We start from the raw sequence: 25,060 nt of genomic DNA, 5'->3' as shown, positions 1-25,060 counted from the left end.
CCGCCCGCGACGCGTCGGTTCTCCCGGCCGGCTTCCCCACGGGCGTACGTGAGCCCTACCGGGTGTCCGGGTGCGGGTGCAGCCAGGTGGTCAGCGCCCACCACCAGTGCAGGGTGGCCAACGGGCCCGGCCGGCCGTCGTGGTGGGGTTCGGTCAGCGACTCCCCGGTGATCTGCTGGAGCCTGCCGAGCCGGTAGCGAACGGTGTTGGGGTGGGTGAACAGGGTCGCCGCCGTCTGGTCGAGCCGCCGCCCGTGGTCGAGGAACGTCAGTGCGGTGAGGGCGAGTTGGCGGTGGAAGTCGTCCGAGGGGTCGAGGGAGCCCAGCAGGGCGCGGGTCAGATACGTACCCAGGAGCGGCTGGTCGGACAGGGCGATCTCGGCGGCGAAGTCGGTGAGTTCGTACACGCCGCGCCATGCGCGCCGGGCGCCGATGTCCAGGGCGCGGGCGCAGAGCCGGTGGACCGGGCGGAGCGCGTCCAGGGGGACGGCCGGGGAGACCACGACGAGGGAGCCCGCCGGGATCTCCTCGGCGCGCGGCGGTCGGGGGCACAGTCCCACCAGGCGCCCCTCGACCAGGGCGAAGTCGCCGCACGGGGAGGCGGAGCGGGGGGCGAGCAGTTGGCTGCGCGCGGGGCCCGTGGCCTCGGTGACCAGGCAGTGGCCCACCCGGTCCGGCCGGATGCCGGCCCGCGTCAGCTCCTCGGCGGACGGTGGCGGACCGCTCCCCAGGAGCTGTCTCAGCACTCCCGCCCTGACCCCGCCCGCCGTGGGCGGGACGCGCTGTTCGGCGGTGCGGTAGCCGTGGACCACATGGCGTTCGACGGCGTCGCCGTACTCCTTGAGCAGCAGGACCGCGGAGAGCACCAGGGAGTCGGGGACCCCGGCGGCCCTGCTGCGGTCGACGGTGATCTCCACCGCGCGGGTGAGGGCGGCCTGCACACCGCGCAGGACGGCGGTGACCGGCACACTCTGGCCGGCCCGGTCGGCGCCGAGCAGCAGGGCGGCGGCAAAGCTCTGTTCCTCGACCCGGTCGAGGGTGGCGAACCACTGGCCGGCGGCGGTGACCAGGGCGGACACATGCCGGCGGTTCTCCGCCTCGGCGAGCCGGGCCACCGCGGGCGATCGGATACGCGCCGCGTGGACGAGTTCGCCGCACACGGCCGGGTCGACGGCCATGGCCCGCAGGATCCCGGTGACCGGCTCGCGCTGAGGGATGACCGTCATGAGCCTCGCCCTTCTCCGTCGGAGCGCGGTCACGGAGCACTGTCGCCGGGCCACAACGACGGGGCGGATGCGTTGGCGCCCGGCTACTACCGCACTTCTGTGGCGACCTGATTATCTGTGAGCTACCGCACGGTAACAGCAGGGTCCTCGTGGCAACACCTCCCCCGCGTCCCCTTTCGGAAGGCCCCCCATGGACAAGTCGGAGAACACGGAGAAGACGGAGAAGCTCGCGGACCCGGCCGTGTTCAGCCGGCGCCGCGCGCTCACGGTGGCGGGCGGGGTGATCGCCGGCGCGGCCGCCTTCTCCCAGACCCTGCCGGCCTTCGCGGCCCCGTCCGCGGCCTCGGACGCGGACGCGATCGTCGTCGGCGGCGGTCTGGCGGGGCTGGTGGCGACGGCCGAACTGACCGCGGCCGGACGCAAGGTGCTCCTCCTCGACCAGGAACCCGAGTCCAATCTGGGCGGGCAGGCGTTCTGGTCGTTCGGCGGCCTCTTCTTCGTCGACTCCGACGAGCAGCGGCTCATGGGGATCAAGGACTCCCATGAACTGGCCTGGCAGGACTGGCTGGGGACGGCCGGCTTCGACCGGGGCGTGAGTGATCCGCGCGGCCAGGACCACTGGGCGCGGCAGTGGGCCGAGGCGTACGTGGACTTCGCCGGCGGGGAGAAGCGGTCCTGGCTGTACGGGCTGGGCGTGCGCTGGTTCCCCATCGTCGGCTGGGCCGAGCGCGGCGGCGGTCTCGCGGACGGGCATGGCAATTCGGTGCCCCGGTTCCATGTCACCTGGGGCACCGGCCCGGCCGTGGTCGAGCCGTTCGAGAAGAAGGTACGGGCCGCCGCCGAAGCCGGCCGGGTGACGTTCAGGTTCCGGCACCGGGTCGACGAGCTGGTGCGGACCGGCGGCGCCGTCACCGGCGTACGCGGATCGGTGCTGGAGCCGAGCACGGCCCCCCGCGGCAAGGCCACCTCCCGCACGGTCGTGGGTGACTTCGAACTCCGCGCCCCGGTGGTGATCGTCACCTCGGGCGGAATCGGCGCCAACCACGATCTCGTACGGCAGAACTGGCCCGCGCGCCTCGGCACCCCGCCCAAGAACATGATCACCGGGGTGCCCGCCTATGTGGACGGCCGGATGCTCGCCATCACGGAGAAGGCCGGCGGACGGATCGTCAACCCCGACCGGATGTGGCACTACACCGAGGGCCTGCGGAACTACGACCCGATCTGGCCCGGTCACGGCATCCGTATCCTGCCGGGCCCCTCGTCCCTGTGGTTCGACGCCACCGGCAAACGCTTCTCCGCCCCCGACCTCCCCGGGTACGACACCCTGCACACCCTGGGGTCGATCACCGCGAGCGGTTACGACTACTCGTGGTTCGTGACGACCCAGAAGATCCTGGCGAAGGAGTTCGCGCTGTCGGGCTCCGAGCAGAACCCGGACCTGACCAACAAGGACATCCTGAAGCTCCTCTCGCGCATCTGGCAGAGCCCGGAGCCGATCGAGAAGTTCAAGGAGAACGGTGTCGACTTCGTCGTCGCCACGACCCTGCCCGAACTGGTCGCCGGCATGAACCGGCTGACCGGGAGCGGCCTCATCGACCTGGCCGACCTGAAGCGCCAGATCGAGGCGCGGGACCGGGAGATCGAGAACCCGTACACCAAGGACGCACAGGTGATGGGGATCCGCAACGCCCTCGCCTACCCCGGGGACACCCTCAGCCGTACCGCCTCCGCCCACCGGATCCTGGACACGAGCGCCGGTCCGCTGATCGCCGTACGGCTCAACATCCTCACCCGCAAGACGCTCGGCGGGCTCCAGACCGACCTCTCCGGCCGGGTGCTGGACGCGTCGGCCACGCCGGTCCCCGGGCTGTACGCGGCCGGGGAGGTCTCGGGGTTCGGCGGGGGCGGGGTGCACGGATACCGGTCCCTGGAGGGCACGTTCCTCGGCGGCTGCCTGTTCTCCGGCCGTCAGGCGGGCCGGGCCGCCGCGGCGGCCACCGCCTGAGCTCCGTACGGTGAACGAACGGGCCGGTCAACCGAGTTGAGGTGGCGGGCGGGTCCTGGTGGCCGCCGGGGGAGACGCGGTCCTCCCGGCGGCGAACGCGGACCCCTTATAGTGCCGGGGACACACGGAGGGCCACGATGACCGTGCGAATCAGCGTCGACCGGCCTCCCGGCCCCTGACCCCGCTGGTTGGACCGGCTGATGGCGTGCCGCCCCGGACGTACCCGACCTCGGAGACACAACAGCGATGACACCGGCCGAACCCACCGCCCGGAACACCGGCGCCGCCGCCCCGCCGCCCGGATGCCCCGCACACCGGGCGGACGGGGACCCCGCGGACTCCGCCGTACCGCTGAGCGGCCCCCGCTTCCAGACCGAACCCAGCCGGCTCTACCGCGAGATGCGGCGGGATCACGGCTCCGTGGCGCCCGTCCTCCTCGAAGGCGGCATACCCGCCTGGCTGGTCCTCGGCTACCGCGAGCTGCACCAGGTCACCGGCGACCCGGTGCTCTTCAGCCGCGACTCCGAGGTGTGGAACCAGTGGCACCGCGTCCCCGAGGACTGGCCGCTGGCACCGCTGATCGGCCGGGGGCAGCCGTCCATCCTCTACACGACCGGTGAGCGCCACCGCGAACGGGCCGCGATGGTGAGCGACGCGCTGGAGGCCGTCGACCCGTTCATGCTGCGGCACTTCGCCGAGCAGCTCGCCGACGAGCTGATCGACGGCTTCTGCGCCGAGGGCGGTACGGACATCATCGCCCGGTACGCGATGCCGTTCCCGGTCCGGGTCCTCGCCAGGATCTACGGCTTCCCCGACGACCAGGGTCCCGGTCTGGCCGCCGCCGCGATCGATCTGGCCGACGGCGGCGAACTGGCCCAGGCGGCGCAGCAATACCTCTTCGAGGCGACCGCGTCGCTCCTCGCCACGAAGAAGGACGGCGCGGGCCCGCCGGACGTCGCCTCCCGGCTGCTGGGCAACAGCGCCGGTTTCACCGAGGAGGAGGTCCTCCACGATCTGATCGTGCTGGTCATCGCGGGCCATACGCTGACCGCCGACTGGATCGGCAACTCGCTGCGGCTGATGCTCACCGACGAGCGGTTCGCCGCCTCCCTCTCCGGCGGACGGCACAGCGTCGCCGACGCCATGAACGAGGTCCTGTGGGAGGACACCCCCGCGCAGAACGCCGTGGGCCGCTGGGCCACCCGCGACACCGCCCTCGGCGACCATCCCGTCAAGGCGGGCGACATGCTGCTCCTGGGGATCGCCGCCGCCAACAACGATCCGCAGGTCCGCACCCACGGTTCCGCGCTCACCGGTGGCAACAACGCCTACTTCTCGTTCGGGCACGGTGAGTACCGCTGCCCGTTCCCGGCGCAGGAGATCGCCGAGGTCATCGCCCGTACGGCCATCGAGGTGCTGCTCGACCGGCTCCCCGACATCGATCTGGCCGTACCCGCCGACGCGCTGACCCGGCGGCCCTCCCCGTGGGCGCGCGGCCTGACGGCCCTCCCGGTGACCTTCACCCCCGCCCACACCGTGCGCCCCGGGGACGGCCGGGAACACTGAGGGGCGCGGCTACCCGGCTGGTCCGGCGCCGGTGGTCCCGCCCGCTCCCGCTGCCCCGGACCTCGCCGCCACGGGGCCGGCGGGAAGGACATGGTCGCCGAGCTTGTCGGTGCTCAGGCACAGCGAGCAGACCACCGCTCCATGGGTCAGGCAGGCGGCCAGATCGGGCCGTTCGAACTCCTGGCGGCAGACATGGCACGGGTAGGTGGTCGCGCTGGGGTTGCCTTCGGCGTCGAGCGGCGGCTCGTCGATCCCGTCGTCCGCGCGCCGCAGGTAGTAACGGCCCTGGGTGGCCACGGCCATCAGCGGGGTGAGGACGAAGGCGATCAGCGCGGCGGCGACGGGCGAGTACGGCTGGAGGGTGTCGCCCAGGGCGTGGAAGTACAGGGCGATGGAGAGCCCGGAGGCGACGACGAAGGAGACCACGCCCACCGGGTTGACGGCGTACAGCATGCCCCTGCGGAACTCGGGCGCGTGCGGGGAGAGCTTCAGCAGATACTTGTTGACCATGATGTCGGTGGCGACGGTGACCACCCAGGCGATGGCGCAGTTGGAGTAGAAGCCGAGGATGCTGTTGAGGAAGCTGAACATGTCGGCCTCCATCAGGATCAGCGCGAACGCCAGATTGACCAGGACGAAGACCATCCGGCCCGGGTAGTGCTTCGAGACCCGGGTGACGGAGTTGGTCCAGGCCAGCGAGCCCGAGTAGGCGTTGGTGACATTGATCTTGATCTGGCTGATCACGACGAGGACCACGGCGAGCGGGACCACCAGCCAGGACGGCATCATCGCGTCGAACGCGCCCCGGAACTGCTGGATGGGCTCGGTGGCCGCGACCGGGCCCACCTCGGAGAGGATGTAGACGGCCAGGAAGACACCCATCGCCTGCTTCAGCGCGCCCAGCACCACCCACCCGGGGCCGGCCATCACCACGGCCGTCCACCAGGCGCGGCGGTTGGCACGGGTCTTCGGCGGCATGAAGCGCAGATAGTCGATCTGCTCGCCGATCTGCGCGATCAGCGACAGACACACCCCGGCCCCGAGCAGCACGGACGCGGTGTTGACGCCGCCGTCGCCGTCGGTCCCCGCGTACGCCAGCCAGCGGTCCACCGTGCCCGGGTCGGTGACGATCAGGTAGGCGAGCGGGCCCGCCATCAGCAGCAGCCACACCGGGGTCGTCCAGACCTGGAGCTTGCTGAGCGCCTTCATGCCGTAGATGACCAGCGGGATCACCATCAGCGTCGAGACCAGATACCCCGCCCACAGGGGCAGTCCGAAGCCGAGTTTCAGCCCCTGCGCCATGATCGAGCCTTCGAGGGCGAAGAAGATGAAGGTGAAGCTGGCGAAGATGACGCTGGTCAGGACGGACCCGTAGTAGCCGAAGCCCGAGCCTCGGGTGATCAGGTCGAGGTCGATGTTGTACCGCGCGCCGTAGTAGGCGAGCGGGAAGCCGGTGACGAAGATGACGGCCGCCGCGACGGCGATGGCGGCCAGCGCGTTGCCGGTGCCGTGGGTGAGGCCGATCCCGGCACCGATGGAGAAGTCCGCGAGATAGGCGATCCCGCCGAGCGCGGTGGTCGCCACGACCATGGGTGTCCAGCGGCGGTAACTGCGCGGGGCGAACCGGAGGGTGTAGTCCTCCAGCGTCTCGTTGGCGGCCGGTTCGCCGCCCGGCCGTACGGCGGGTGGCTCCTGGTCGCTGGTGGGAGCTATGAGCTGTGGCTCGCTGCTCATGCCGCGCCTCCTGGGGAGAGTGAGGGGGTGGGGGTGGTGCGGATGTGGGGGGGGTTACGCACATGGGGGGTACGCACATGGGGGTTACGCACATGGGGTGGTGCGCAGTCAGATCGGGTCCGTGTGCAGGGCCATCCGGGTCAGGGCCCGTTCCGCGCGCTCCCGCACGGCGGCCGGGGAGCCACCGACATGGCGGCGCAGCGCCCGGTACGCCTCGTCGAGGCGGCCGTCGCGCACCAGTTCCATGATCGCGATGTGTTCGGTGACGGTGGAGGCGATCCGGTCCGGGGTGAGGACGTCGTACATCCGTACCCGCCGGATCCGCTGGGAGACCGCCACCAGGGTCTCGGTGAGCGCCGGGTTGCCGGAGGCCCGGGAGAGAGCGGTGTGGAACTCCTCGTCGAGCACCACGAACCGGGGATCCGGCGGCGGAGGGTCCGCCCGCAGCGCGTACCAGCGCCGCAGCTCCGCGTCGAGGACGCCGGGGTCGTGCCGTACGGAACCGTCCTCGACGGCCCGCGCCACCCCGCGCAGTTCCAGGGTGGCCCTGAGTTCGTACAGGTCCCGCACCTGCGTGAGGGTGGGTACGGCCGGGTAGAACCCCCCGTCGGCCCGCTCGACCAGGCCGTCGGCCAGCAGCCGCGTCATCGCCTCGCGCACGGGCGTCCTGGAGACTCCGAACCGGTCCGCCAGCCGCACCTCGGCCAGTCGCTCGCGCGGCCCGATCCGGCCGGACAGCAGCTCCTCGCGCAGCCGTGCGTACACCCGCTCGCGGTGCGGCGCCGCCGCCGCACCGTCCGGCGCGGGGGGCCCTGTGTCCGACGCTGTATACCGGCCCGTATCCATGACGCGGAACGGTAGGAACGGTCTGTTTCCCGCCGACGCCTCCCGTGTGAAGACGGTGTTTCGGCGTTCCGGAGCCGGGAGTTCCGGGGATGTGATCCGGCCCCGTGCCCGGCCGATCCTGTGACGGCGCTGGCGCGGTGCGACGTCCTCGGAGAGGATCAGCCGGTGTGGTCCCAGCCGCCCCGCCAGTCCCGCGGGACCCTCCGTACCCCGAGCTCACACAGCGCGGCAGCCCTGGCCGCGGACCGGGAAGGAAGCGCGCCGATGTTCAGACCGCGTACCGGCGGAGCGAGGCGCGTCGTCGTCTCGATGGTCCTCGCCCTCACCCTGGCCGGTTTCACGGACTCCGCGTCCGCCGCGGAATCGCCGGAACCGGCCGCCGCGTCCGCCGCCCCGCCGGCCGGACGCTCCTGGTTCACCTCCTGGGCGCAGTCCCAACAGGGCCTGGCTCCCCGGAGCTTGACCGATCAGTCCGTACGGATGATCACCCATCTCAGCCAGGGTGGCGACGCCCTGCGCATCCGGGTCCAGAACACGTTCGGTACGGCGCCGCTCACCGTCGACGCCGTCACCGTGGGGCGCGGCGGGGAGGGGGCCGCCCTTGTCGGCGCCGCCGTACCGGTCACCTTCCAGGGCCGGCGGGCCATCACGGTCCCCGCGGGAGGTGAGGTGTGGAGCGACGCCGCCCGGCTTCTGACGCGCCCTCAGCAGAATGTCGCGGTCAGCATGTTCGCCCCGGGGCCGGTCGTTCCCGGCCACCACGCCACGGGGCTCCGCGACAACTATCTGACGCCGGTGCGCTCCGGTGACCACACGGACGACCGCTCCGGTGCCCCTTACACGGAGACGGTGAACTCGACCCTCCTGGTCAGCGCCGTCGATGTCCGCAATCCGGCCCTCAAGGGCACGGTCGTGCCCTACGGCAGCTCCGTGGTGGATGGCGTGGGCAGCACCAACTGCGGCCCGGGGTGCACGGAGACCGGGACGAACCAGCGGTGGACGGATGTGCTGGCGCGCCGTATCACCCAGGAACTGCCCCCGGGCAGGCAACTGGCGGTCGCCAACGCGGGGATCAGCGGAACGACGAGTTCCGACGCCTGCCCCGGCACCCCGGGCGAACTCGCCGGACTGGACGGGGCGGCCAGGCTGGAGCGCGATGTGCTGGCGCTGCACGGGGTCACGGGCGTCCTCTACTACTACGGTACGAACGATCTGGCCAACGGCTGCACGGCGGCCGCGATCCTCACGAGCTACGACACGGTGTTCCAGCGGCTGCGCCGGGCCGGGATCGCGGTGTACGTCACCCCGATCACCCCGCGCGGCTCATACACCGACCAGCACAATCTCGACCGGCACGCCGTCAACACCGTGGTCAGGCAGGGGAACAACTGCTCGGGCCGGTGTGACGGCGTGATCGACTTCGACCAGGTGCTGAAGGACCCGCTCCAGCCCGATCGTCTGCGCCTCGACTACGACACCGGCGACGGCATCCACGCCAACATCGCCGGGCAGCGGGCGATCGCCGACCACGTCCCCCTGGCGATGCTCACGCGCGACCGGGGCCATGGTGTCCCGGGCCAGGGCGTCCCGGGCCGTGGTGTCCCGGGCCGTGGTGTCCCGGGCCGTGGTGTCCCGGGCCAAGGCTTCCCGGACTAAGACGTCCCGGCGCAGGACGGGCACACGCCGCGGTAGGTGACCTCGGCCTCGGAGACCGCGAAGCCGAACCGCTCCACCGCGGGAAGGTCCGCCAGCGGATCGCCGGTCGGGTGGACGTCGCGGATGGTGCCGCAGGCGGAACACACCAGGTGCTGGTGCGGATGGTGCGCGTTGGGGTCGTAGCGCTTGGCGCGGCCGTCCGTGGAGACCTCGATGACCTCGCCGAGGGAGACCATCTCCCCCAGCGTGTTGTACACGGTCGCGCGGGAGATCTCGGGGAGCCGCCGGGCCGCGCGGGCGTGCACCTCGTCGGCCGTGAGGTGGACGTGGTCGCCGTCGAGGACCTCCGCGACGACACGTCGCTGCGAGGTCATCCGCCAGCCACGCCCGCGCAGTCGCTCCAGCAGGTCACTCATGTCGGTTCACCTATTCAGGTTTGGTGGGATACCCGAAGTTTACCGGTGGGCGCCCGAGGCCGGATCCGGAGCCCGGGGCCAGATCCGGAGAGGGGTTTGATGTGCTTCTTGACTAAGACTCTGTCCATTGTAGGATCGGTTCCGACAATAGCCAAGGGGCAGGAAGACTCCCGTACGGCAGGAGACGGAGACGTGACGGGATCACCGCCGGGAGTCCGGGCGGTGCCGGTACGCGGGTGACCGCCGTGCGCGGCGCACCGCCCGCGGACCTTCCGGGCGACCACCACTTCGACGTCGAGGCGATCACCTCCCCGGCCGTTCCACCAGCCACAGTTCCTGAGCACCAGATCCACCCGGTCCGGAAGGATTCCCATGTCTGAGAACCATGATGAAATCGTCGTAGACGCGAAGAAGGAGAGCGGGGGCGGCTGCCCGGTCGTGCACGGGCGGGCCCCGCACCCGACGCAGGGCGGCGGAAACCGCCAGTGGTGGCCGGAGCGGCTCAACCTGAAGATCCTCGCCAAGAACCCCGCCGTGGCCAACCCGCTCGGCGAGGAGTTCGACTACGCGGAGGCGTTCGGGACGCTTGACCTCCCGGCCGTGAAACGGGACATCGCGGAGGTCATGACCGACTCGCAGGACTGGTGGCCGGCCGACTTCGGTCACTACGGCCCGTTCATGATCCGTATGGCGTGGCACAGCGCGGGCACGTACCGGATCAGCGACGGCCGTGGCGGCGCCGGGGCCGGGCAGCAGCGCTTCGCGCCGCTCAACAGCTGGCCGGACAACGGGAACCTCGACAAGGCCCGCCGTCTGCTGTGGCCGGTCAAGAAGAAGTACGGCCAGGCGCTCTCCTGGGCCGACCTCATGATCCTCGCCGGCAATGTCGCCCTGGAGACCATGGGCTTCAAGACCTTCGGCTTCGCCGGTGGCCGCGCGGACGTGTGGGAGCCCGACGAGGACGTGTACTGGGGTCCCGAGACCACCTGGCTCGACGACGAGCGCTACACCGGCGACCGTGACCTGGAGAGCCCCCTCGGCGCGGTCCAGATGGGCCTCATCTACGTCAACCCGGAGGGCCCGAACGGCAACCCGGACCCGATCGCCGCCGCCCGCGACATCCGTGAGACGTTCCGCCGGATGGCGATGAACGACGAGGAGACGGTCGCCCTGATCGCGGGCGGTCACACCTTCGGCAAGACCCATGGCGCGGGCCCGGCGGACCACGTCGGCGCCAACCCCGAGGGCGCCTCCATCGAGCAGCAGGGCCTCGGCTGGAAGAACTCGTTCGGCACCGGCAAGGGTGGCGACGCGATCACCAGCGGCCTTGAGGGCATCTGGACGAACACCCCGGTGACCTGGGACAACAGCTTCTTCGAGATCCTGTTCGGGTACGAGTGGGAGCTGTTCCAGAGCCCCGCGGGCGCGAACCAGTGGCGCCCGAAGGACGGCACAGGCGCGGGCACCGTCCCCGACGCCCACGACGCGTCGAAGACCCACGCGCCGACGATGCTCACGACGGACCTCTCGCTCCGGTTCGACCCGGCCTACGAGGAGATCTCGCGCCGCTTCCTCCAGGACCCCGACGCGTTCGCGGACGCCTTCGCCCGCGCGTGGTTCAAGCTGACCCACCGCGACATGGGCCCGGTCGTGCGCTACCTCGGCCCGGAGGTCCCGGCCGAGGAGCTGCCGTGGCAGGACCCGCTCCCCGCGGTGGAGCACGAGCTGGTCGACGCCGGTGACATCGCCGCTCTCAAGAGCGAGATCCTCGGCTCCGGCCTGTCGGTGTCCGAGCTCGTGTCCACCTCGTGGGCGGCGGCCTCCTCCTTCCGCGGCAGCGACAAGCGCGGCGGCGCCAACGGCGCGCGGATCCGCCTGGAGCCGCAGAGCGGCTGGGAGGTCAACGAGCCCGACCGCCTCGCGACGGTGCTGAGCACCCTGGAGGGCATCCAGAAGACCTTCAACGCCGCGCAGACCGGTGGCAAGCGGGTCTCCCTGGCCGACCTGATCGTGCTCGCCGGTGGCGCGGCCGTCGAGAAGGCCGCGAAGGACGCCGGTGTCACCGTCGAGGTCCCCTTCACGCCGGGCCGTGCGGACGCCTCGCAGGAGCAGACCGACGTGGAGTCGTTCGCCGCCCTCGAACCGGCCGCCGACGGGTTCCGCAACTACCTCGGCAAGGGCAACCGGCTGCCGGCCGAGTACCTGCTGATCGACCGGGCGAACCTGCTCACCCTGAGCGCGCCCGAGATGACGGTCCTCGTCGGCGGTCTCCGTGTCCTGGACGCGAACCACCAGCAGTCCTCTCTCGGTGTCCTCACCACCACCCCCGGGAAGCTGACCAACGACTTCTTCGCCAACCTGCTCGACCTGGGCACGGAGTGGACGGCGACGTCCGCGGACGCGAACACGTTCGAGGGCCGCGACGCCTCGGGCGAGGTCAAGTGGACCGGCAGCCGCGCCGACCTGGTCTTCGGGTCCAACTCCGAGCTGCGGGCGCTCGCCGAGGTCTACGCGAGCGATGACGCGAAGGAGAAGTTCGTGCGGGACTTCGTCGCCGCGTGGCACAAGGTCATGAACCTCGACCGGTTCGACCTCGTCTGATCCCGATGTCCGGGCCGGCCTCCAGGGGCCGGCCCGGACGTGTGTCCGGTACGGTACTGGCCGCCGCCGCTCAGCCGGCGGCGGCCAGTACCGTACGGCGGCCGCCCAGCGCGGCGGAGAACTGGTCCGTCACCTGTGCCAGGGCCTCGGCGGAGCCCGGCGCGACCGTCAGCTTCCCGTCCTCGCCGACGGTGATGTCCTTGTCGAGGGTGAACCAGCCAGGAACGATGTGCGAGGCGCCCATGGAGCTCAGCACCGGGCGCAGCGCGTAGTCGATGGCCAGCACATGGGCGGTACTGCCACCGGTGGCCAGCGGCAGGACCGTCTTGCCGGCCAGGGCGTACTGGGGCAGCAGGTCCAGCAGGGACTTCAGCAGCCCGGAGTAGGCGGCCTTGTAGACGGGCGTGCCGATCACCACACCGTCCACCCGCTCGAACAGCGCGGTGGCCTCGACGACGGCGGGGTGCCGGAAGTCGGCGCCGAGCAGCGCCTCGGCGGGCAGGCTCCGGACTTCCAGCGAGGTCACGTCGTGGCCCTGGTGCCGGAGCCGGTCGTCCAGGTGGCGCAGCAGGCGTGCGGTGCGGGAGGTGGCGGAGGGACTTCCGGAGACGGACAGGATGACAGCCATATGAGGGACCTTCCCGGTTCGGGGTTCAGAAGGAGCGGGTGGGCAGCGGCACCGCGCCCGCGCACCCGTCGTACGGCGTGGTCACCACGCGCTCGACCGCACGGTGATCAGCGGCACCAGGTCGGCGCGCAATGTCTCCAGGAAGGTGACGGTCTCCGCCGCCACCGTGGTCGGTGTGCTCGGTCAACTCGTGCTCCCGCCGCGGATGATGTTCGCTCATGGCCGGTCCTCAGTTGTTCACGAGCGGGCGCTCGTGCGTGTGGCGGTTGGCGGGGACCGGCAGACCGAGGTTGCCGCGCAGGGTGTCGGCCTCGTACTCGGTGCGCAGCAGCCCGCGCCGGCGCAGGATCGGTACGACGCCGTCGACGAAGAGGTTCAGGTCGTCGTCGGTACGGAAGGCCAGACTGATGCCGTCGAAGGCGCCCGCGTCGAACCACTCCTCGATCCGGTCGGCCACGGTCTCCGGCGCCCCGACGAACGGGGACTTGCGGAACTGACCCAGCGAGTCGGCGACTTGACGAAGTGTCAGGTTTTCGGCGGTCGCCCGTTCGATGATCTTGGCGGCTCCTGTCCGTCCGCCCTTCTCGGCGAGGTGCGCGACGTCGGGGAACGGCGCGTCCAGATCGTGCCGGCTGAAGTCGTACGCGCCGAACGAGCGGCCGAGGAGCGCGAGGTTGCGGTCGAAGTCGTTGTCCTCCTCGAAGATCTCGCGCTCGCGGCGGAGCGCGGCCTCGTCGGTCGCGGCGACGACCGGGCCGCCGTGGAGGAAGATCTTGATGTGGCCGGGGTCGCGTCCGTACGCGGCGGTGCGCTTCTTGATGTCGGCGTAGTACTCCCGCGCCTGCTCCTGCGAGCCGCCCGGCGCATAGATGCCCTCGGCGACCCGGGCGGCGAGATCGCGGCCCTCCTCGGAGACCCCGGCCTGGAAGATGACGGGCTGGCCCTGCGGTGAGCGCGACAGGTTGAGCGGTCCCGCGACGGTGAAGTGCTCACCGGTGTGGTCGAGCGCGTGCAGTTTGGCCGGGTTGAGGAAGACGCCGCGCGCCACGTCGGCCGGGAAGGCGTCGTCCTCGTAGGAGTCCCACAGGCCGCGGGCCACCTGGACGAACTCCAGGGCGCGGCCGTACCGGGTGGCGTAGTCCAGGTGCTCGTCGAGTCCGTAGTTCTTCGAGGTGCCGGTGTCGAAGCTGGTCACCACGTTCCAGCCGGCCCGGCCGCCGCTGATGTGGTCGAGCGAGGCGAAGCGGCGGGCGAGGTTGAACGGTGAGTTGTACGTCGAACTCGCGGTGCCGACCAGGCCGATGTGACGAGTGTGGGTGGCGACCGCGGACAGCAGGGTGAGCGGTTCCAGCCGGTTGAGGTAGTGCGCCGGGTAGGTCGCGTTGATGAACTGGCTGTCGACGACGAACAGGGCGTCGAAGAGCGCGTGCTCGGCCGCCTGCGCCTGCCGGATGTAGTAGTTGATGTCGATGCTGGCGTTCTTCGCGACGCGCGGGTCCTTCCAGAGCCCGTGCTGGCCTGGGCCGCCGACGCCGTACGGGTGCAACGCGAGGTGGATCCTGCGGGACATGGGGGTTCCTCTCTGTGGTGCGCCGGTCCCGCTCAGGCGCCGAGCCGCGCGCGCAGGGCCTTGCGCTCGGTCCGGTCGACGGAGTCCGTACGCAGGGTGGGGGCGGAGCTGACGAGCAGGCGGGTGTAGAGGTGGCGCGGGTGGTTGACGACCTCACGGGCGGGGCCGGACTCGACCAGCTCGCCCCGGTACAGCACGGCGATACGGTCGGCGGTCCCGGCGACGGACCCGAGGTCGTGGGAGATGAGGACGAGGGCCACGCCGGTGGCGCGGAGTTCCTTCAGGATCTCCAGGATCTGGACGCGGTTGGCGGAGTCGAGGGCGCTGACCGGCTCGTCGAGAATGACCAGCCGGGGCTCGGTGACCAGCGCGCGGGCCACGGCGACCCGCTGGCGCTGCCCGCCGGAGAGTTCTCCGGGGAGCCGGTCGAGCAGTTCCTCGGCGAGGCGGACCCGCCCGAGGAACGCCCGGGCCCGCTCGGCCGCCTCCTTGCGCGGGACTCCCTGGACGAGCAGCGGTTCGCTCAGGGATTCCCCGACGGTGAGGTCGGGGTCGAGGCTGCGCAGCGGGTCCTGGAAGACGTACTGGATCACGCCGCGCCGGCGCAGGGCGCGCCACTGTCGGCCGCCGTAGGTCCGTACGTCCTCGCCGTCGACGACGATCGACCCGGCCGAGGCGCGTACCAGGCCGAGTACGGCGCGGGCGAACGTCGACTTGCCCGAACCCGTTTCGCCGATGACCCCGAGGGTCTCGCCGGGCGCGACGCTCAGCGAGACACCGCGCAGGGCGTGGTGGCGCCGGCGGCCCCGGCCGTAGTGCACGTCGAGGCCGGTGACGTCCAGTACGGCGGCCGGGGTCTCCGTACGCCCGGCCGGTGCCTCCGTGGGGTCCGCCGGGCTGTCCGTCGGGTCCGCCGGAGTGTCCGTGTGGTCCGCCTGAGTGTCCGTGTGGTTTGCCGGGGTCTTCGAGCCGTCCGCCGGGGTCGCGGTGGGAAACCCGCTGGTCACGCCGTCTCCTTGGGGGTGAGGAACTTCTCCAGGCCGTACTGTTCGTGCTCGGCGACGAGCAGCCGGGTGTACGCGTGCCGCGGGTCGTACAGCACCGACCGCGTCGGGCCGTGCTCCACCACGACGCCCTCCCGCATCACCAGCACCTCGTCGCACACCTGGGCGACGACGGCCAGGTCGTGGGAGACGACCACGAGGGCCAGACCGGCCCGTTCGCGCAGTTCGGCGAGGAGGTCGAGGATCTCGGCCTGGACGGTCACGTCGAGCGCCGTCGTGGCCTCGTCGGCGATGAGGACCCGCGGTTCCGCGGCGATGGCCGCCGCGATCAGGACGCGCTGGAGCATGCCGCCGGACAGCTCGTAGGTGTACTGGCCGTAGACCAGCTCCGGGTCCCTCAGCCGTACGGCCCGCAGCAGTTCGACGGCACGGTGCCGGGCCGCCCGGCGCTTCAGGCCCTTCTTGACCCGGATGACCTCGGCGATCTGAGCGCCCACCCGGATCGACGGGTTGAGGTACGACGCCGGGTCCTGGAAGACCGCGCTGATCGTGGCGCCGCGCAGGGCCGTCCACTGCCGGGGCGTCAGGGTCGCGATGTCGGTGCCGGCGATCTCGACGGAGCCGCCGGTGATCTCGAAGTGCGGGGGAAGGATGCCGAGCACCGCACGGCAGGTGAGGGTCTTGCCGCTGCCGGACTCGCCGACGATGCCGACGGCCCTGCCGGGCGTGAGGTCGAAGCTCACCCCGTGGACGATCTCCCGGTCGGCCGTCCGGTCGCTGATCCGTACATCGCGGACCGCGAGGACCGGTGGGGCCGACGGGTCGGCGTCCTCGGCCCGTTCGGGCACGGTGTGGTGGGACAGGGTCGTCATCGGGCACCTCCGGCGGAGACGGAACGGGCGTGGTCGCGGCGGGCGGCACGGACCTTGCGGCGGTTGACCAGCGCCCGCCCCGCCTCGCCGGAGACATCGCGGATCGCGTCGGCGAGGAGGTTGCAGGCCCAGACGGTGACCATGATCAGCAGTGCGGGCGCCAGCGGTGCCCACGGCTGGTGGCTGAGATAGCCCAGATCGGAGGCGAGCAGACCGCCCCAGGTGGGCGCGGGCGGCTGGACGCCGATACCGAGGAACGTCAGGGACGACACGATGACGAAGCCGACACCGATGGTCTGGGCGAGCGCGACCGCGAGCGGTGGGAGCACCTTGACCCAGACGTGCCGGCGCACCACCCAGCCGATGGAGGCACCGGAGATGAGCGCGGCCTCCACGTACGGGGAGCGCGCGACGGCCAGCGTGGCGGCGCGGGAGACCCGGTAGAAGAGCGGCGAGACCAACGCGCCCGTGACGAGCATCGCCTGGGTGATGCCGTTGCCGAGCAGCGCGATCACCGCGACGGCGAACAGCAGGAACGGCAGGGCGACCAGTGTGTCGGCCAGGCGGAGGGTGAGCCATTCGAAGCCCCGTCCCAGATGGACGGAGAGGATGCCGGGTACCGCGCCGACCGCCAGCGCCGTCAGCGCGACTTCGAGCGAGCCGAGCACACTGATACGCGAACCGTCCAGCAGCCTGCTGAACACATCGCGGCCGAGGTGGTCCGTACCCAGCCAGTTGGCGCCCGAGGCGTCCCCGAGCGTGTGGTCGCCGGTGGCCAGCGGATCGTGGGGAGCGAGCCACGGGCCGAGGAGCGCCAGCAGCGCGATGAGGACGAGGATCACGACGGCGACCCTGCCGGACGTCAGGGCGAAGACGCGGCGCACCATGGTCACACCCCCCGCTGGGCGGCCGGCGTCACACGGGCCAGCACCAGGTTGACGATCAGGTTGAAGGTGACGACCAGGACGATCGACACCACGAGGACCCCCTGCACCGCGGGCACGTCACCGGCCTGGGCGGAGTCGTTGGCGAACCGGCCGAAGCCCTGAAGACCGAAGATCCACTCCGTGACGACGGAAGCGCCCACCAGGGAAGGGAACTTGAGGCCGAGTGTGGCGAGCGCCGGCCCGAGACCGTTGCGCAGGACATGGCCGAAGAAGATCCGCCGCGGCCCCAGCCCCCGTACCACCGCACCGGTCACATAGTTCTCGCTGTACGCGGCGATGAGGCTGGTACGGAGCTGGCGGGCGACGTCGGCGATGACGTCGAAGCTCAGCGCGAGCGCGGGAAGCGTGACATGCGCGAGCCACGGGCCGATGCCCTGCTCCGCGGGGACGTAGCCGGCCGAGGGGAACAGACCGAGTCCGACCGAGAAGACCGTGACCAGCACGATGCCGACGACGAAGGCCGGCATCACCGAGATCACGGTGACGAACCCCGTGACCGCGCGGTCGAGCGGGGTGGTGCGCCGGACCGCGGCCACCGTGCCGAGGGCGAAACCGGCGAGCACCCCGATGATCAGCGCGAGGACCGCGACCGAGAGGCTCACACCCAGGCCGAGGCCGATGAGCGTGGAGATGTCGGCCCCGTTGACCCAACTGGAACCGAGCTGTCCGTGCAGGACATCGGTGAACCAGTGCCAGTACTGGGTCAGGAAGGGCTGGTCGAGACCCCATTGGGCCTCGATCCGCCGGATCGCCTCGGGGGTCGCCTGCTCGCCGAGCTGGATCCGCGCCGGGCTGAGCCCGCTCAGCGAACGGAGCGCGAACGTCACGAAGGTCGCGACCAGGAACACCGGCACGAAGATCGCGACCGACCGGGCGAGGGCGCCCAGGACGCGGCCCAGCGCGTGCCGCGCCCTGGTTGCGGCGACCGTCATGGGGTTGCCCCCTCTCTGGGGTGGATGGATGGTCCGGAGCGGGTGGAGGTCCAGAAGTAGGTGGAGGTCCAGAAGTAGAGGGAGCTCCGGAAGCGGGTGGAGGTCACTTGCCGGACACGGTCACGCCGGTCCAGTCGATGTGGGCCGGGTTCTTCGGCAGGCCGGAGACCGACGGGCTCTTGGCGAAGAGGTTCGGCGAGGAGTACGTGAACACCAGCGCCTTGCTCCGGAGGCCCGCCCGGGTCGCCGCCCGCAGGACCTCCGGGTACACGGCCGCGTCCAGCGGGGTCCGGCGGACCTTCGCGACGGCCGCCGCGAAACCGGCCGGCTCGTACGGGGTGCTGAGGTTGAGCGGACCGTTGGGACCGAAGTGTGCGGTCAGGGTCTGTACGGCGGAGTCACGGCCCGTGGTCGAGTAGAGCGAGAAGGCCAGGTTCTTGGCGAAGAACGGCGTGGCCCAGTTCTTGTCGACCTTGATGGTGACCTTGATGCCGACCGCGGCCAACTGGGACTGGACGATCTCCGCCTGGGGGTCCTCCGCCGGGATGACCAGGTCGAGTTTGATGTCACCGGCCCGGTGACCCGCCTCGGCGAGAAGCTTCCTCGACTTCGCCGGGTCGTACGGGAAGGAGCCGGCCGCCTGCGGGTCGTAGGCCACGTACCCCTTCGGGAACGGCTGGTCGGTCGTCTCGCCGTGACCGAAGGTCAGTTTGTCGACGAACTCCCGGCGGTTGACCGCGTGCCGGACGGCGTCGACGACCCGGTCGTCGTCGAACGGCGTCTTGTTGACGTTCAGGCTGATGTTCGAGGCGTTGAAGCCGGGCTGGACGAAGACGTCGAGCCCGGCTTTCTCGGCGGCGTCCGCCTGACTCGGTTCGATGTCCGCGAAGTTGTAGACGCCGGTCCGCAGCCCGGAGACGACCGTCGAGGTGTCCGGGGCCGAGATCAGCTCGACGTTGTCGATGTGGATGTTCTTCGCGTCCCAGTAGTCCGGGTTCTTCCTCAGGACCGCCTTGGTGCCCGGTATCAACTGCTGGACGATGAACGGCCCGGCGCCGACAGGGTTCTGGTCCAGTTTCTCCGGAGACCTGGCCGCCTTGGGGCTGGAGATCTGGAGCACGCGCTCACCGAGCAACTGCGGGATCTGGTAGTCGACCTGGGTGAGGTGGAGCACCGCGTCCAGTCCGTCCGCCTCCACCGACCTGATGGAGGTCAGATCGCCGAAGAGGGCGGAGTTCTTCTGCTTCTGCGCCCGCTCGATCGCGGTCTTGACGGCGGCGGCGTCGACCGGCTCCCCGTCGCTGAACTTCAGGCCGGGGCGCAGATGGAAGGTGATCCGGTCGCCCCCGGCGTTGTACTCCCAGCTCTTCGCGAGGTCGGGCACCGCCTTCCCTGTCTCGTCGGTACGGGTCAACGAGGCATATACCAGGGCGAGTTCGCGGAACTGGGCTCCACTGCCCGAGACCACCGGGTCCCAGTGCGCCGGGAAGTACGAGGAGGCCCACTTCAGTGTCGCGGCGCCGGTCGCGGAGGAGGCGTCGCCTCCGCAGCCGCTCAGGGCGGGGGCGAGGAGAGCGACGAGGGCGGCCCCGAGGGCTCTGGCCCGCGGGCCGCCGGCCTTCCGGGCGGGTCGGACCCGGCCGGGGCGGCGGATCGTGCGTCGTGTGGACATCTCACTCTTTCTGTAACGGGTCCCGGCCCGGGGCAGGCATACGGGACCGGGGAACGGGGCAGCTCTGGCCGAATCCACGCGAACCACCGGCACACAGCCGCACGAACGGGCCACCGGGCGGGGCGAGGGGCCAGGGGGCGACACCGCTCCGGGCGACCGGAAGCAGCGGTCCCGCGAGGCGGACCGGTGGTACGGAGACGGCGCGCGACGGAACGCGGCGAGGGGAGAGGAGACGCGGAGGCGGGCCGGCACGGAGGCGGACCGGCGCAGGGGCGGACGAGGCGCGGAGGCGGACGGGGCCCGGCGGAACGCCGGTGCCGCGGGCGGGGGTCAGGCGGCGCCTGAGGGCCGGGGGCGGCGGGTGGTCAGCGACAGAGTGCGCTGGAGGTGCGCCGCAGGTCCACGTAGCGGCACACCACACCGGGGTGCGTCGTGAGCATGCTCCACATCCTGAGGCCGACCGCCGGAGACTGTCAATGGACACCAATTGGTGTCTCATCCGGTGGAACGGGCCCCGCCCTCGGGGCCGGAACCCCGCGACAGCGCGCGGCGGGTGGCCGGATGGACCGCGGCTTCCTGGGGATGCAGCCACAGGGGGCCGTTCCCGGTGTCCACCCGGACGGCGCCCGGCGGCGGCCAGGCACCCTCCGCCCGCCAGGGCCGCTCGGGTTCGGTCAGACTCCGGTGACGCTCCAGCGCCTGGGCCGGGGTGAGCGGCCCGGCGGCCTTCACCAGCCCCGGGCGGACCGCGTCGACGGCCGACACGTACTCCTCGAAGGTCCGCAGACCGGGTACGGCGCGGTACCCCGAGGCGGACCGGATCAGCAGCGTCGGCAGGGCGTAGCGGTACCCGCCGTCTGCGGTCTCCCTGGCGGCGCCGGGGTGCGGCGATCCCCCGCGTACGGACCGTACTTCGGGCACCGGACGGCGCGCCTCCGCACGGTCGGCGCGTACCCCTTCCCGTACGCCGGGGGCGGCGGCGTCGGCGGCCAGCCGCTCGGGGTCGAGGTCCGGCACCCCGCGCGCGGCGGAGAGCGCCAGTGCGGTGGTGTCCGCCGGTTCGCCGCCGACGAAGACGGTCTCCCGCAGCCGCCGCAGCACCCGTTCGGCCACCTCGGGGCCTTGGCGTTCCGCGGCCTTGGCGACGAGCGAGGAGGGCCAGGAGCTGGCGGCCACGCGGCTCAGGCGGACCGCGCGCGGGGCCAGGGTGTGGGTGGTGACCTCCGCCACGTACCGCGCGTACCAGGCCGTCTCGGCCACCGGGTCGGGCGCCGGGTCGTCGTCGTGGTCGAAGAGGATGGCGTACACCCGACGCCAGCGGACCCGGCCGTCCAGCGCCTCCCGCAGCCGGCGGAGGACGGGCTCCGAACCCCAGGACCAGGGGCACAGGGGGTCGGTGTACTCCACCACCTCGACCGGAGGCCGCGGTTGACCGCGCGTCACGCGGCGCCGAGCCTGGGGCGCGCTCCCGCCTCACCGGCGGGCAGCAGCGAGGCGAGGGCCAGCCCGCCCAGCACGGCCGCCGCGTCCGCCTCGACCTGCCGCCACACCCGGGGCAGGCCCGCCGCGGGGCCCGGGTAGTCGAGTCCGGCCAGCGGTTCGCCGCGCAGGGTGATCACTTCGCCGTCGACGGCGCGTACGACGTCCAGCAGGGTGATCTCCTCGGCGGGCCTGCCGAGCCAGTACCCGCCCTCGCAGCCGCGCTGGCTGCGCACCAGGCCGGCCTTGCGCAACTCGCCCACCACGGACTTGAGGAACCGGAACGGAATCTCCTGCGAGGAGGCGATGGCCTCGCAGGTGAGCGGACGGCCGGCCGCACGGGCGAGCTCCAGCAGAGCGCGCGTGGCGTAGTCCGCCTTCGCGGAGATATGCATAGGTCCCATCATGCCCGGACGGCCGTTCGGGGGCGAGGACTTCCGGTGGGCCTCCGCCCCCTTCCCGGTTCGTTGCGGGAACATTGCCGCAGGTGAAGCCCAAAAGACACCTCTTGACATCCTTTTCGCCGCCGCTCTAGCGTCCGTGCCATGAGCGAGCCGTTGACGACGAACCCGGGCGAAGGTTTCCATCCGCATCTCCCCGACGCGCCGGACCACTCGACGGCGTCGTTGCGCACCCGGCTGCACCACATCCGCGCGGACTCCCTGGACGGCGACACGGCACAGACCGGCGGCATGCGCAGGTTCGCCGCCATCAGCGGCAGGACGGTCGGTTCCGAGAAGCTGTGGATGGGCCAGACCCTGGTGGCGCCCGCGACCTCGTCCTCCGACCATCACCACGGCGCGTCCGAGACCGCCATCTATGTGGTCGGCGGCCACCCCGAGTTCGTCTTCCTGGACGACTCGGGCGAGGAGCCCCAGGAGGTACGGCTGCGCACCTCACCCGGCGACTACGTCTTCGTCCCGCCGTTCGTGCCGCACCGGGAGGAGAACCCCGACCCCACCGAGGAGGCCGTCGTGGTCATCGCCCGCAGCACCCAGGAGGCGGTGGTGGTCAACCTGCCCCGTCTGTACGCGCTTCCGGCCGAGGAGGCCTGACGGCCCGGCGGGCCACCCACACCGGAGGGGGCCGCCGGCGGACGCGCACGGGTCACCCCGGGGCGTCCGACAGCTCCTCGTACAGCCCGCGCAGGGCCACCTGGTCGTCGTCGGTACCGGCGTGCGGCTCGCCGTGGGTCGGCACCCAGGAGTCCCGGCGGGCGAGCGCGAGGGCCGCCAGGTCGAGGTACCGGCCCGTCCAGCGTCTGATCGCGTCCTCTCGGGCGGCGATCGCGACGCGCGCCTCCTCCGCCAGCGGTCCGGACGTCCAGGTCCGGGCCGTACGGGCGCGCAACTCGTCGGCGAACCCCGGTCCGACGCGCGGAGCCCACCGCCGCAGACCGTCCGGTGGTACGGCGCCGTGCAGCGCGGCCAGCGCGGCGACGATCTCACGGACGTGGTCGGGCCCGGCCGCCTCCGCCCGGGTCGGGGACCGTCCCTCCCACCAGGGCGTCACGCTGAGCGCACCGGCCCCGACATCGACGGTGAACCGCCCGGACCGGGCGGGCAGCGGCGCGCACACCACGTCCAGACCGGCGGTGGCCAGTGCGGCGGCTCCCGCGTAGGCGGCCTCCAGCGACGCCGCGGTGTGCCGGGGCGCCAACTGGTCCAGCGTCACGAACAGCGTCGTACCGCCGCCGGTCGCCCGCCAGTGGTACGCGCCGAACCCCCAGGGCAGGTAGGTGAGGTCGGTGACCTCGGGCAGCCAGTGCGCGGCGACCGCGTGCGCGACCGCTTCGTCGCCGATGAAGGAGGGACGGGAGAACACAAGGTCCGATCCTAGGGAGCGCACAAGCCCCCCGTCACCGGATTTTTGACTGCCGGGCAGCGCCAAGGCATTGGCGCCACACGGGACTTACGACGCTGGGTCCGCCGCGTACCGGAAACGCCAGAGTCACGTGTACATCGATGTAAAAGGTTGGCGCACATCTGTGTACATCGATGTACACACGGCTCTACTCTGGCGCTCGCATCCAGTGCACCCCCAGGAAGGAGCTCCGTGTTCCGTCTCCGCCATCCCCGCCCCCACCGGCCCTGCGGCCCCCTCTCGCGCGGCCTGCCCGCCACCCCCGCTCCCCCGTCGCACCATCCCCGTACCGACGGCCGCCGCCCTCGGCGAAGAGCCCGGTCCGTACTGCTGGGGCTCGCCGGGGCCTTGAGCCTCGCGCTGCTCGTCCCCGCCTCCCCCGCCCTCGCCGCGGGTGGCGCGAGCCCCGCGGACACGGCGGGGGCCGCGGTGCGGGAGGCCACGGCGCGGGACGCCGCGCCCGCCGCCACGGGTTCGCCGCTGCGCAACGGCACCGGGCTGTACCCCCGGGCCATCCGGCTGGCGCACAACGGCGCCGCGAACGGACGCGTACTCGCGAGCGTCACCACCTTCGACGGCAACAACGGCATCGGCGCCATCCACGAGAGCACCGACAACGGTTCGGTCTTCCGTGAGGTGGGCAGGATCGCCGATCCTGAATCGTCCGGTGGCCAGGGCCAGTGCTGCGGCACTCTCTTCGAACTCCCCCGGCAGATCGGCGGGTTGACCGCCGGCACCCTGCTGTGGGCGGCGTCCGCCGGGCAGGACGAGTCCGACCGGCGCATGGCCCTGCGTGTCTGGCGCAGCAACGACGTGGGCCGCACCTGGTCCTACCTGTCGTCCTGCGCCACCGCGAGCGGCACGGGCGGGCTCTGGGAGCCGGAGTTCTCCGTCGCGGCCGACGGGGCGCTCGTCTGCCACTACGCCGACGAGACCGACCCCGGACACAGCCAGAAGCTGTCCGCCTCCCGCAGCTACGACGGGGTGCACTGGCAGGACCGGCACAACACCGTGGCGAGCACCTGGCAGCCCGACCGTCCCGGCATGCCGATGGTGCGCACACTGCCCAACGGCACGTACTTCATGAGCTACGAGATCTGCAACCCCGGTGGCCAGTACCAGTGCGTGGTGCACTACCGGACCTCGGCGGACGGCTGGAACTGGGGGGACCCGGCCTCGCTCGGCTTCCGTCCCGAGACGGTCGACGGCAAGTACTTCCGGGCCGCGCCGACCGTCGCCTGGGCCCCCGCACCGGACGGCGGACCGAACGGCCGGCTGCTGCTGATCGGGCAGATGCTGCTCAACCGTGACGGCACCCCGGCGGCGGAGAGCGGACGCACGATCCTCGCCAACACGGAGAACGGCACCGGTCCCTGGTACGAGATCGAGGCACCGGTGCGGGTGGCGAACCCGAGCGCGAACTACTGCCAGAACTACAGTTCGCCGCTGCTCCCTTCGGCCGACGGCAGGCAGGTCCTGGAGATCGCCACCGACTGGGACGGCACCGTCTGCAAGCCCTACTACGCGACCGGCGGGATCACCGGCAGCGGTGACGCGGCCGGGGTGGTGGACGGCGCCCTGTACCGGCTCGTGAACGCCAACAGCGGGCACTGCCTGGACGTGGCCGAGGACTCCCGGCTGCCGGGCGGCAACGTACAGCAGTGGACGTGCAACGGCCTCGGACCGCAGCAGTGGACGCTGCGCGCCCGGGGCGGCGACCGGTTCACCCTCACCGGCCGCAACAGCGGGTACTGCCTGGACGTGCGGGACGGCTCGCAGACGCCGGGCGCCGATGTGCGTCAGTGGTACTGCAACGGCGCGTCCGCGCAGGACTGGCGGCTGGAGAACGCCGGGCGCGGCGCCTACCGGCTCGTCGCCCGGTCCAGCGGTCAGTGTCTGGACGTGGCCGAGGGCTCGCGGGCCACGGGCGCCGACGTACGGCAGTGGACGTGCAACGGCCTCCAGCCCCAGCTCTGGCATCTCCAGCGGCTCTGACGGCTCGCCGTACGCCAACGCCTCCCCGGCGCGGGCCGGGGAGGCG

The 25,060-nt window shown here is 71.7% G+C and carries 20 protein-coding genes and 1 pseudogene; 6 read left to right on the top strand and 15 right to left on the bottom strand.

All coding sequences use genetic code 11. The features are described from left to right. Nucleotides 1-55: 55 nt before the first annotated feature. Nucleotides 56-1,225: a PucR family transcriptional regulator gene (locus tag ACIQ7D_RS19205; RefSeq protein ID WP_403938976.1), complete on the bottom strand. Its 1,170-nt coding sequence runs from the start codon at nucleotides 1,223-1,225 to the stop codon at nucleotides 56-58. Between the two features lie 190 nt (nucleotides 1,226-1,415). On the opposite strand from ACIQ7D_RS19205, the gene ACIQ7D_RS19200 reads away from it, so the two are divergent. Together ACIQ7D_RS19200 and ACIQ7D_RS19195 are read left to right on the top strand one after the other, a co-directional pair. Next, on the top strand, nucleotides 1,416-3,233 hold the full coding sequence (locus ACIQ7D_RS19200) for an FAD-binding dehydrogenase (protein ID WP_403938974.1): 1,818 nt from the start codon (nucleotides 1,416-1,418) through the stop codon (nucleotides 3,231-3,233). A 246-nt stretch (nucleotides 3,234-3,479) separates the two neighbouring features. Continuing rightward, nucleotides 3,480-4,799 carry a cytochrome P450 gene (locus tag ACIQ7D_RS19195; protein ID WP_403938972.1) on the top strand — a complete coding sequence of 440 codons (1,320 nt, stop codon included), beginning with the start codon at nucleotides 3,480-3,482 and terminating at the stop codon, nucleotides 4,797-4,799. A 9-nt stretch (nucleotides 4,800-4,808) separates the two neighbouring features. Here ACIQ7D_RS19195 and ACIQ7D_RS19190 read toward each other — a convergent pair whose 3' ends face one another. Further along, the gene (locus ACIQ7D_RS19190) at nucleotides 4,809-6,533 is read right to left on the bottom strand and encodes a purine-cytosine permease family protein (protein WP_403938970.1); all 1,725 of its coding nucleotides are present in this window, start codon (nucleotides 6,531-6,533) and stop codon (nucleotides 4,809-4,811) included. 108 nt (nucleotides 6,534-6,641) lie between these two features. Next, nucleotides 6,642-7,379 (bottom strand): GntR family transcriptional regulator, encoded by a 738-nt coding sequence (locus tag ACIQ7D_RS19185; RefSeq protein WP_403938968.1) that lies wholly within the window; start codon nucleotides 7,377-7,379, stop codon nucleotides 6,642-6,644. A 264-nt stretch (nucleotides 7,380-7,643) separates the two neighbouring features. Between ACIQ7D_RS19185 and ACIQ7D_RS19180 the strand changes: the two genes are divergently transcribed. Beyond that, nucleotides 7,644-9,035 (top strand): GDSL-type esterase/lipase family protein, encoded by a 1,392-nt coding sequence (locus ACIQ7D_RS19180; protein WP_403938965.1) that lies wholly within the window; start codon nucleotides 7,644-7,646, stop codon nucleotides 9,033-9,035. On the opposite strand, the gene ACIQ7D_RS19175 is transcribed toward ACIQ7D_RS19180, so the two are convergent. Next, nucleotides 9,032-9,451 carry a Fur family transcriptional regulator gene (locus ACIQ7D_RS19175; RefSeq protein WP_403938964.1) on the bottom strand — a complete coding sequence of 140 codons (420 nt, stop codon included), beginning with the start codon at nucleotides 9,449-9,451 and terminating at the stop codon, nucleotides 9,032-9,034. The genes ACIQ7D_RS19180 and ACIQ7D_RS19175 overlap by 4 nt on opposite strands. A 372-nt stretch (nucleotides 9,452-9,823) precedes the next feature. Here ACIQ7D_RS19175 and katG point away from each other — a divergent pair, with 372 nt between their 5' ends. Then, nucleotides 9,824-12,052, top strand: coding sequence for a catalase/peroxidase HPI (katG, locus tag ACIQ7D_RS19170; protein ID WP_403938962.1), 2,229 nt, complete (start codon nucleotides 9,824-9,826; stop codon nucleotides 12,050-12,052). A gap of 70 nt (nucleotides 12,053-12,122) precedes the next feature. Here katG and ssuE read toward each other — a convergent pair whose 3' ends face one another. From ssuE to ACIQ7D_RS19120, 10 genes are all read right to left on the bottom strand, one after another. Continuing rightward, entirely contained in the window at nucleotides 12,123-12,680 is a 558-nt protein-coding gene (ssuE, locus tag ACIQ7D_RS19165) for an NADPH-dependent FMN reductase (protein WP_399289052.1), read from the bottom strand. Between the two features lie 25 nt (nucleotides 12,681-12,705). Continuing rightward, on the bottom strand, nucleotides 12,706-12,900 hold the full coding sequence (locus ACIQ7D_RS19160; protein WP_403938960.1) for a hypothetical protein: 195 nt from the start codon (nucleotides 12,898-12,900) through the stop codon (nucleotides 12,706-12,708). Between the two features lie 9 nt (nucleotides 12,901-12,909). Continuing rightward, nucleotides 12,910-14,250: an LLM class flavin-dependent oxidoreductase gene (locus ACIQ7D_RS19155; protein WP_403938958.1), complete on the bottom strand. Its 1,341-nt coding sequence runs from the start codon at nucleotides 14,248-14,250 to the stop codon at nucleotides 12,910-12,912. 32 nt (nucleotides 14,251-14,282) lie between these two features. Next, nucleotides 14,283-15,092: an ABC transporter ATP-binding protein gene (locus ACIQ7D_RS19150; RefSeq protein WP_403939298.1), complete on the bottom strand. Its 810-nt coding sequence runs from the start codon at nucleotides 15,090-15,092 to the stop codon at nucleotides 14,283-14,285. Between the two features lie 161 nt (nucleotides 15,093-15,253). Further along, nucleotides 15,254-16,126, bottom strand: coding sequence for an ABC transporter ATP-binding protein (locus ACIQ7D_RS19145; RefSeq protein WP_403938957.1), 873 nt, complete (start codon nucleotides 16,124-16,126; stop codon nucleotides 15,254-15,256). Beyond that, a complete protein-coding gene (locus ACIQ7D_RS19140) occupies nucleotides 16,123-17,013 on the bottom strand; it encodes an ABC transporter permease (RefSeq protein ID WP_403938955.1) in 891 nt (296 codons plus the stop codon). The genes ACIQ7D_RS19145 and ACIQ7D_RS19140 overlap by 4 nt, the downstream gene beginning before the upstream one ends. Nucleotides 17,014-17,015: 2 nt before the next feature. Continuing rightward, entirely contained in the window at nucleotides 17,016-18,005 is a 990-nt protein-coding gene (locus tag ACIQ7D_RS19135) for an ABC transporter permease (RefSeq protein ID WP_403938953.1), read from the bottom strand. Between the two features lie 103 nt (nucleotides 18,006-18,108). Beyond that, nucleotides 18,109-19,677, bottom strand: a complete 1,569-nt coding sequence (locus ACIQ7D_RS19130) for an ABC transporter substrate-binding protein (protein ID WP_403938951.1) — start codon at nucleotides 19,675-19,677, stop codon at nucleotides 18,109-18,111. A 495-nt stretch (nucleotides 19,678-20,172) separates the two neighbouring features. After that, entirely contained in the window at nucleotides 20,173-21,087 is a 915-nt protein-coding gene (locus tag ACIQ7D_RS19125; RefSeq protein ID WP_403939296.1) for a DsbA family protein, read from the bottom strand. A 29-nt stretch (nucleotides 21,088-21,116) separates the two neighbouring features. Beyond that, complete coding sequence (locus ACIQ7D_RS19120; RefSeq protein ID WP_403938950.1) at nucleotides 21,117-21,551, bottom strand: RrF2 family transcriptional regulator; 435 nt, start codon at nucleotides 21,549-21,551, stop codon at nucleotides 21,117-21,119. A gap of 150 nt (nucleotides 21,552-21,701) precedes the next feature. On the opposite strand from ACIQ7D_RS19120, the gene ACIQ7D_RS19115 reads away from it, so the two are divergent. Beyond that, on the top strand, nucleotides 21,702-22,211 hold the full coding sequence (locus tag ACIQ7D_RS19115) for a cupin domain-containing protein (RefSeq protein WP_403938948.1): 510 nt from the start codon (nucleotides 21,702-21,704) through the stop codon (nucleotides 22,209-22,211). Nucleotides 22,212-22,332: 121 nt separating this feature from the next. On the opposite strand, the pseudogene ACIQ7D_RS19110 reads toward ACIQ7D_RS19115, so the two are convergent. Next, nucleotides 22,333-22,980 (bottom strand): annotated as a pseudogene (locus ACIQ7D_RS19110) (phosphotransferase); the annotation flags it as partial. A 387-nt stretch (nucleotides 22,981-23,367) separates the two neighbouring features. On the opposite strand from ACIQ7D_RS19110, the gene ACIQ7D_RS19105 reads away from it, so the two are divergent. Further along, the gene (locus tag ACIQ7D_RS19105; protein ID WP_403939294.1) at nucleotides 23,368-25,014 is read left to right on the top strand and encodes an RICIN domain-containing protein; all 1,647 of its coding nucleotides are present in this window, start codon (nucleotides 23,368-23,370) and stop codon (nucleotides 25,012-25,014) included. The last annotated feature ends 46 nt before the right edge of the window (nucleotides 25,015-25,060 follow it).

It is taken from the genome of Streptomyces sp. NPDC096310 (assembly GCF_044763125.1).
In the GTDB taxonomy this organism is placed as follows: Bacteria; Actinomycetota; Actinomycetes; order Streptomycetales; family Streptomycetaceae; genus Streptomyces.
Note: the sequence above shows the minus strand (reverse complement) of the source record. Positions and strands in the feature narration are given on the sequence as shown.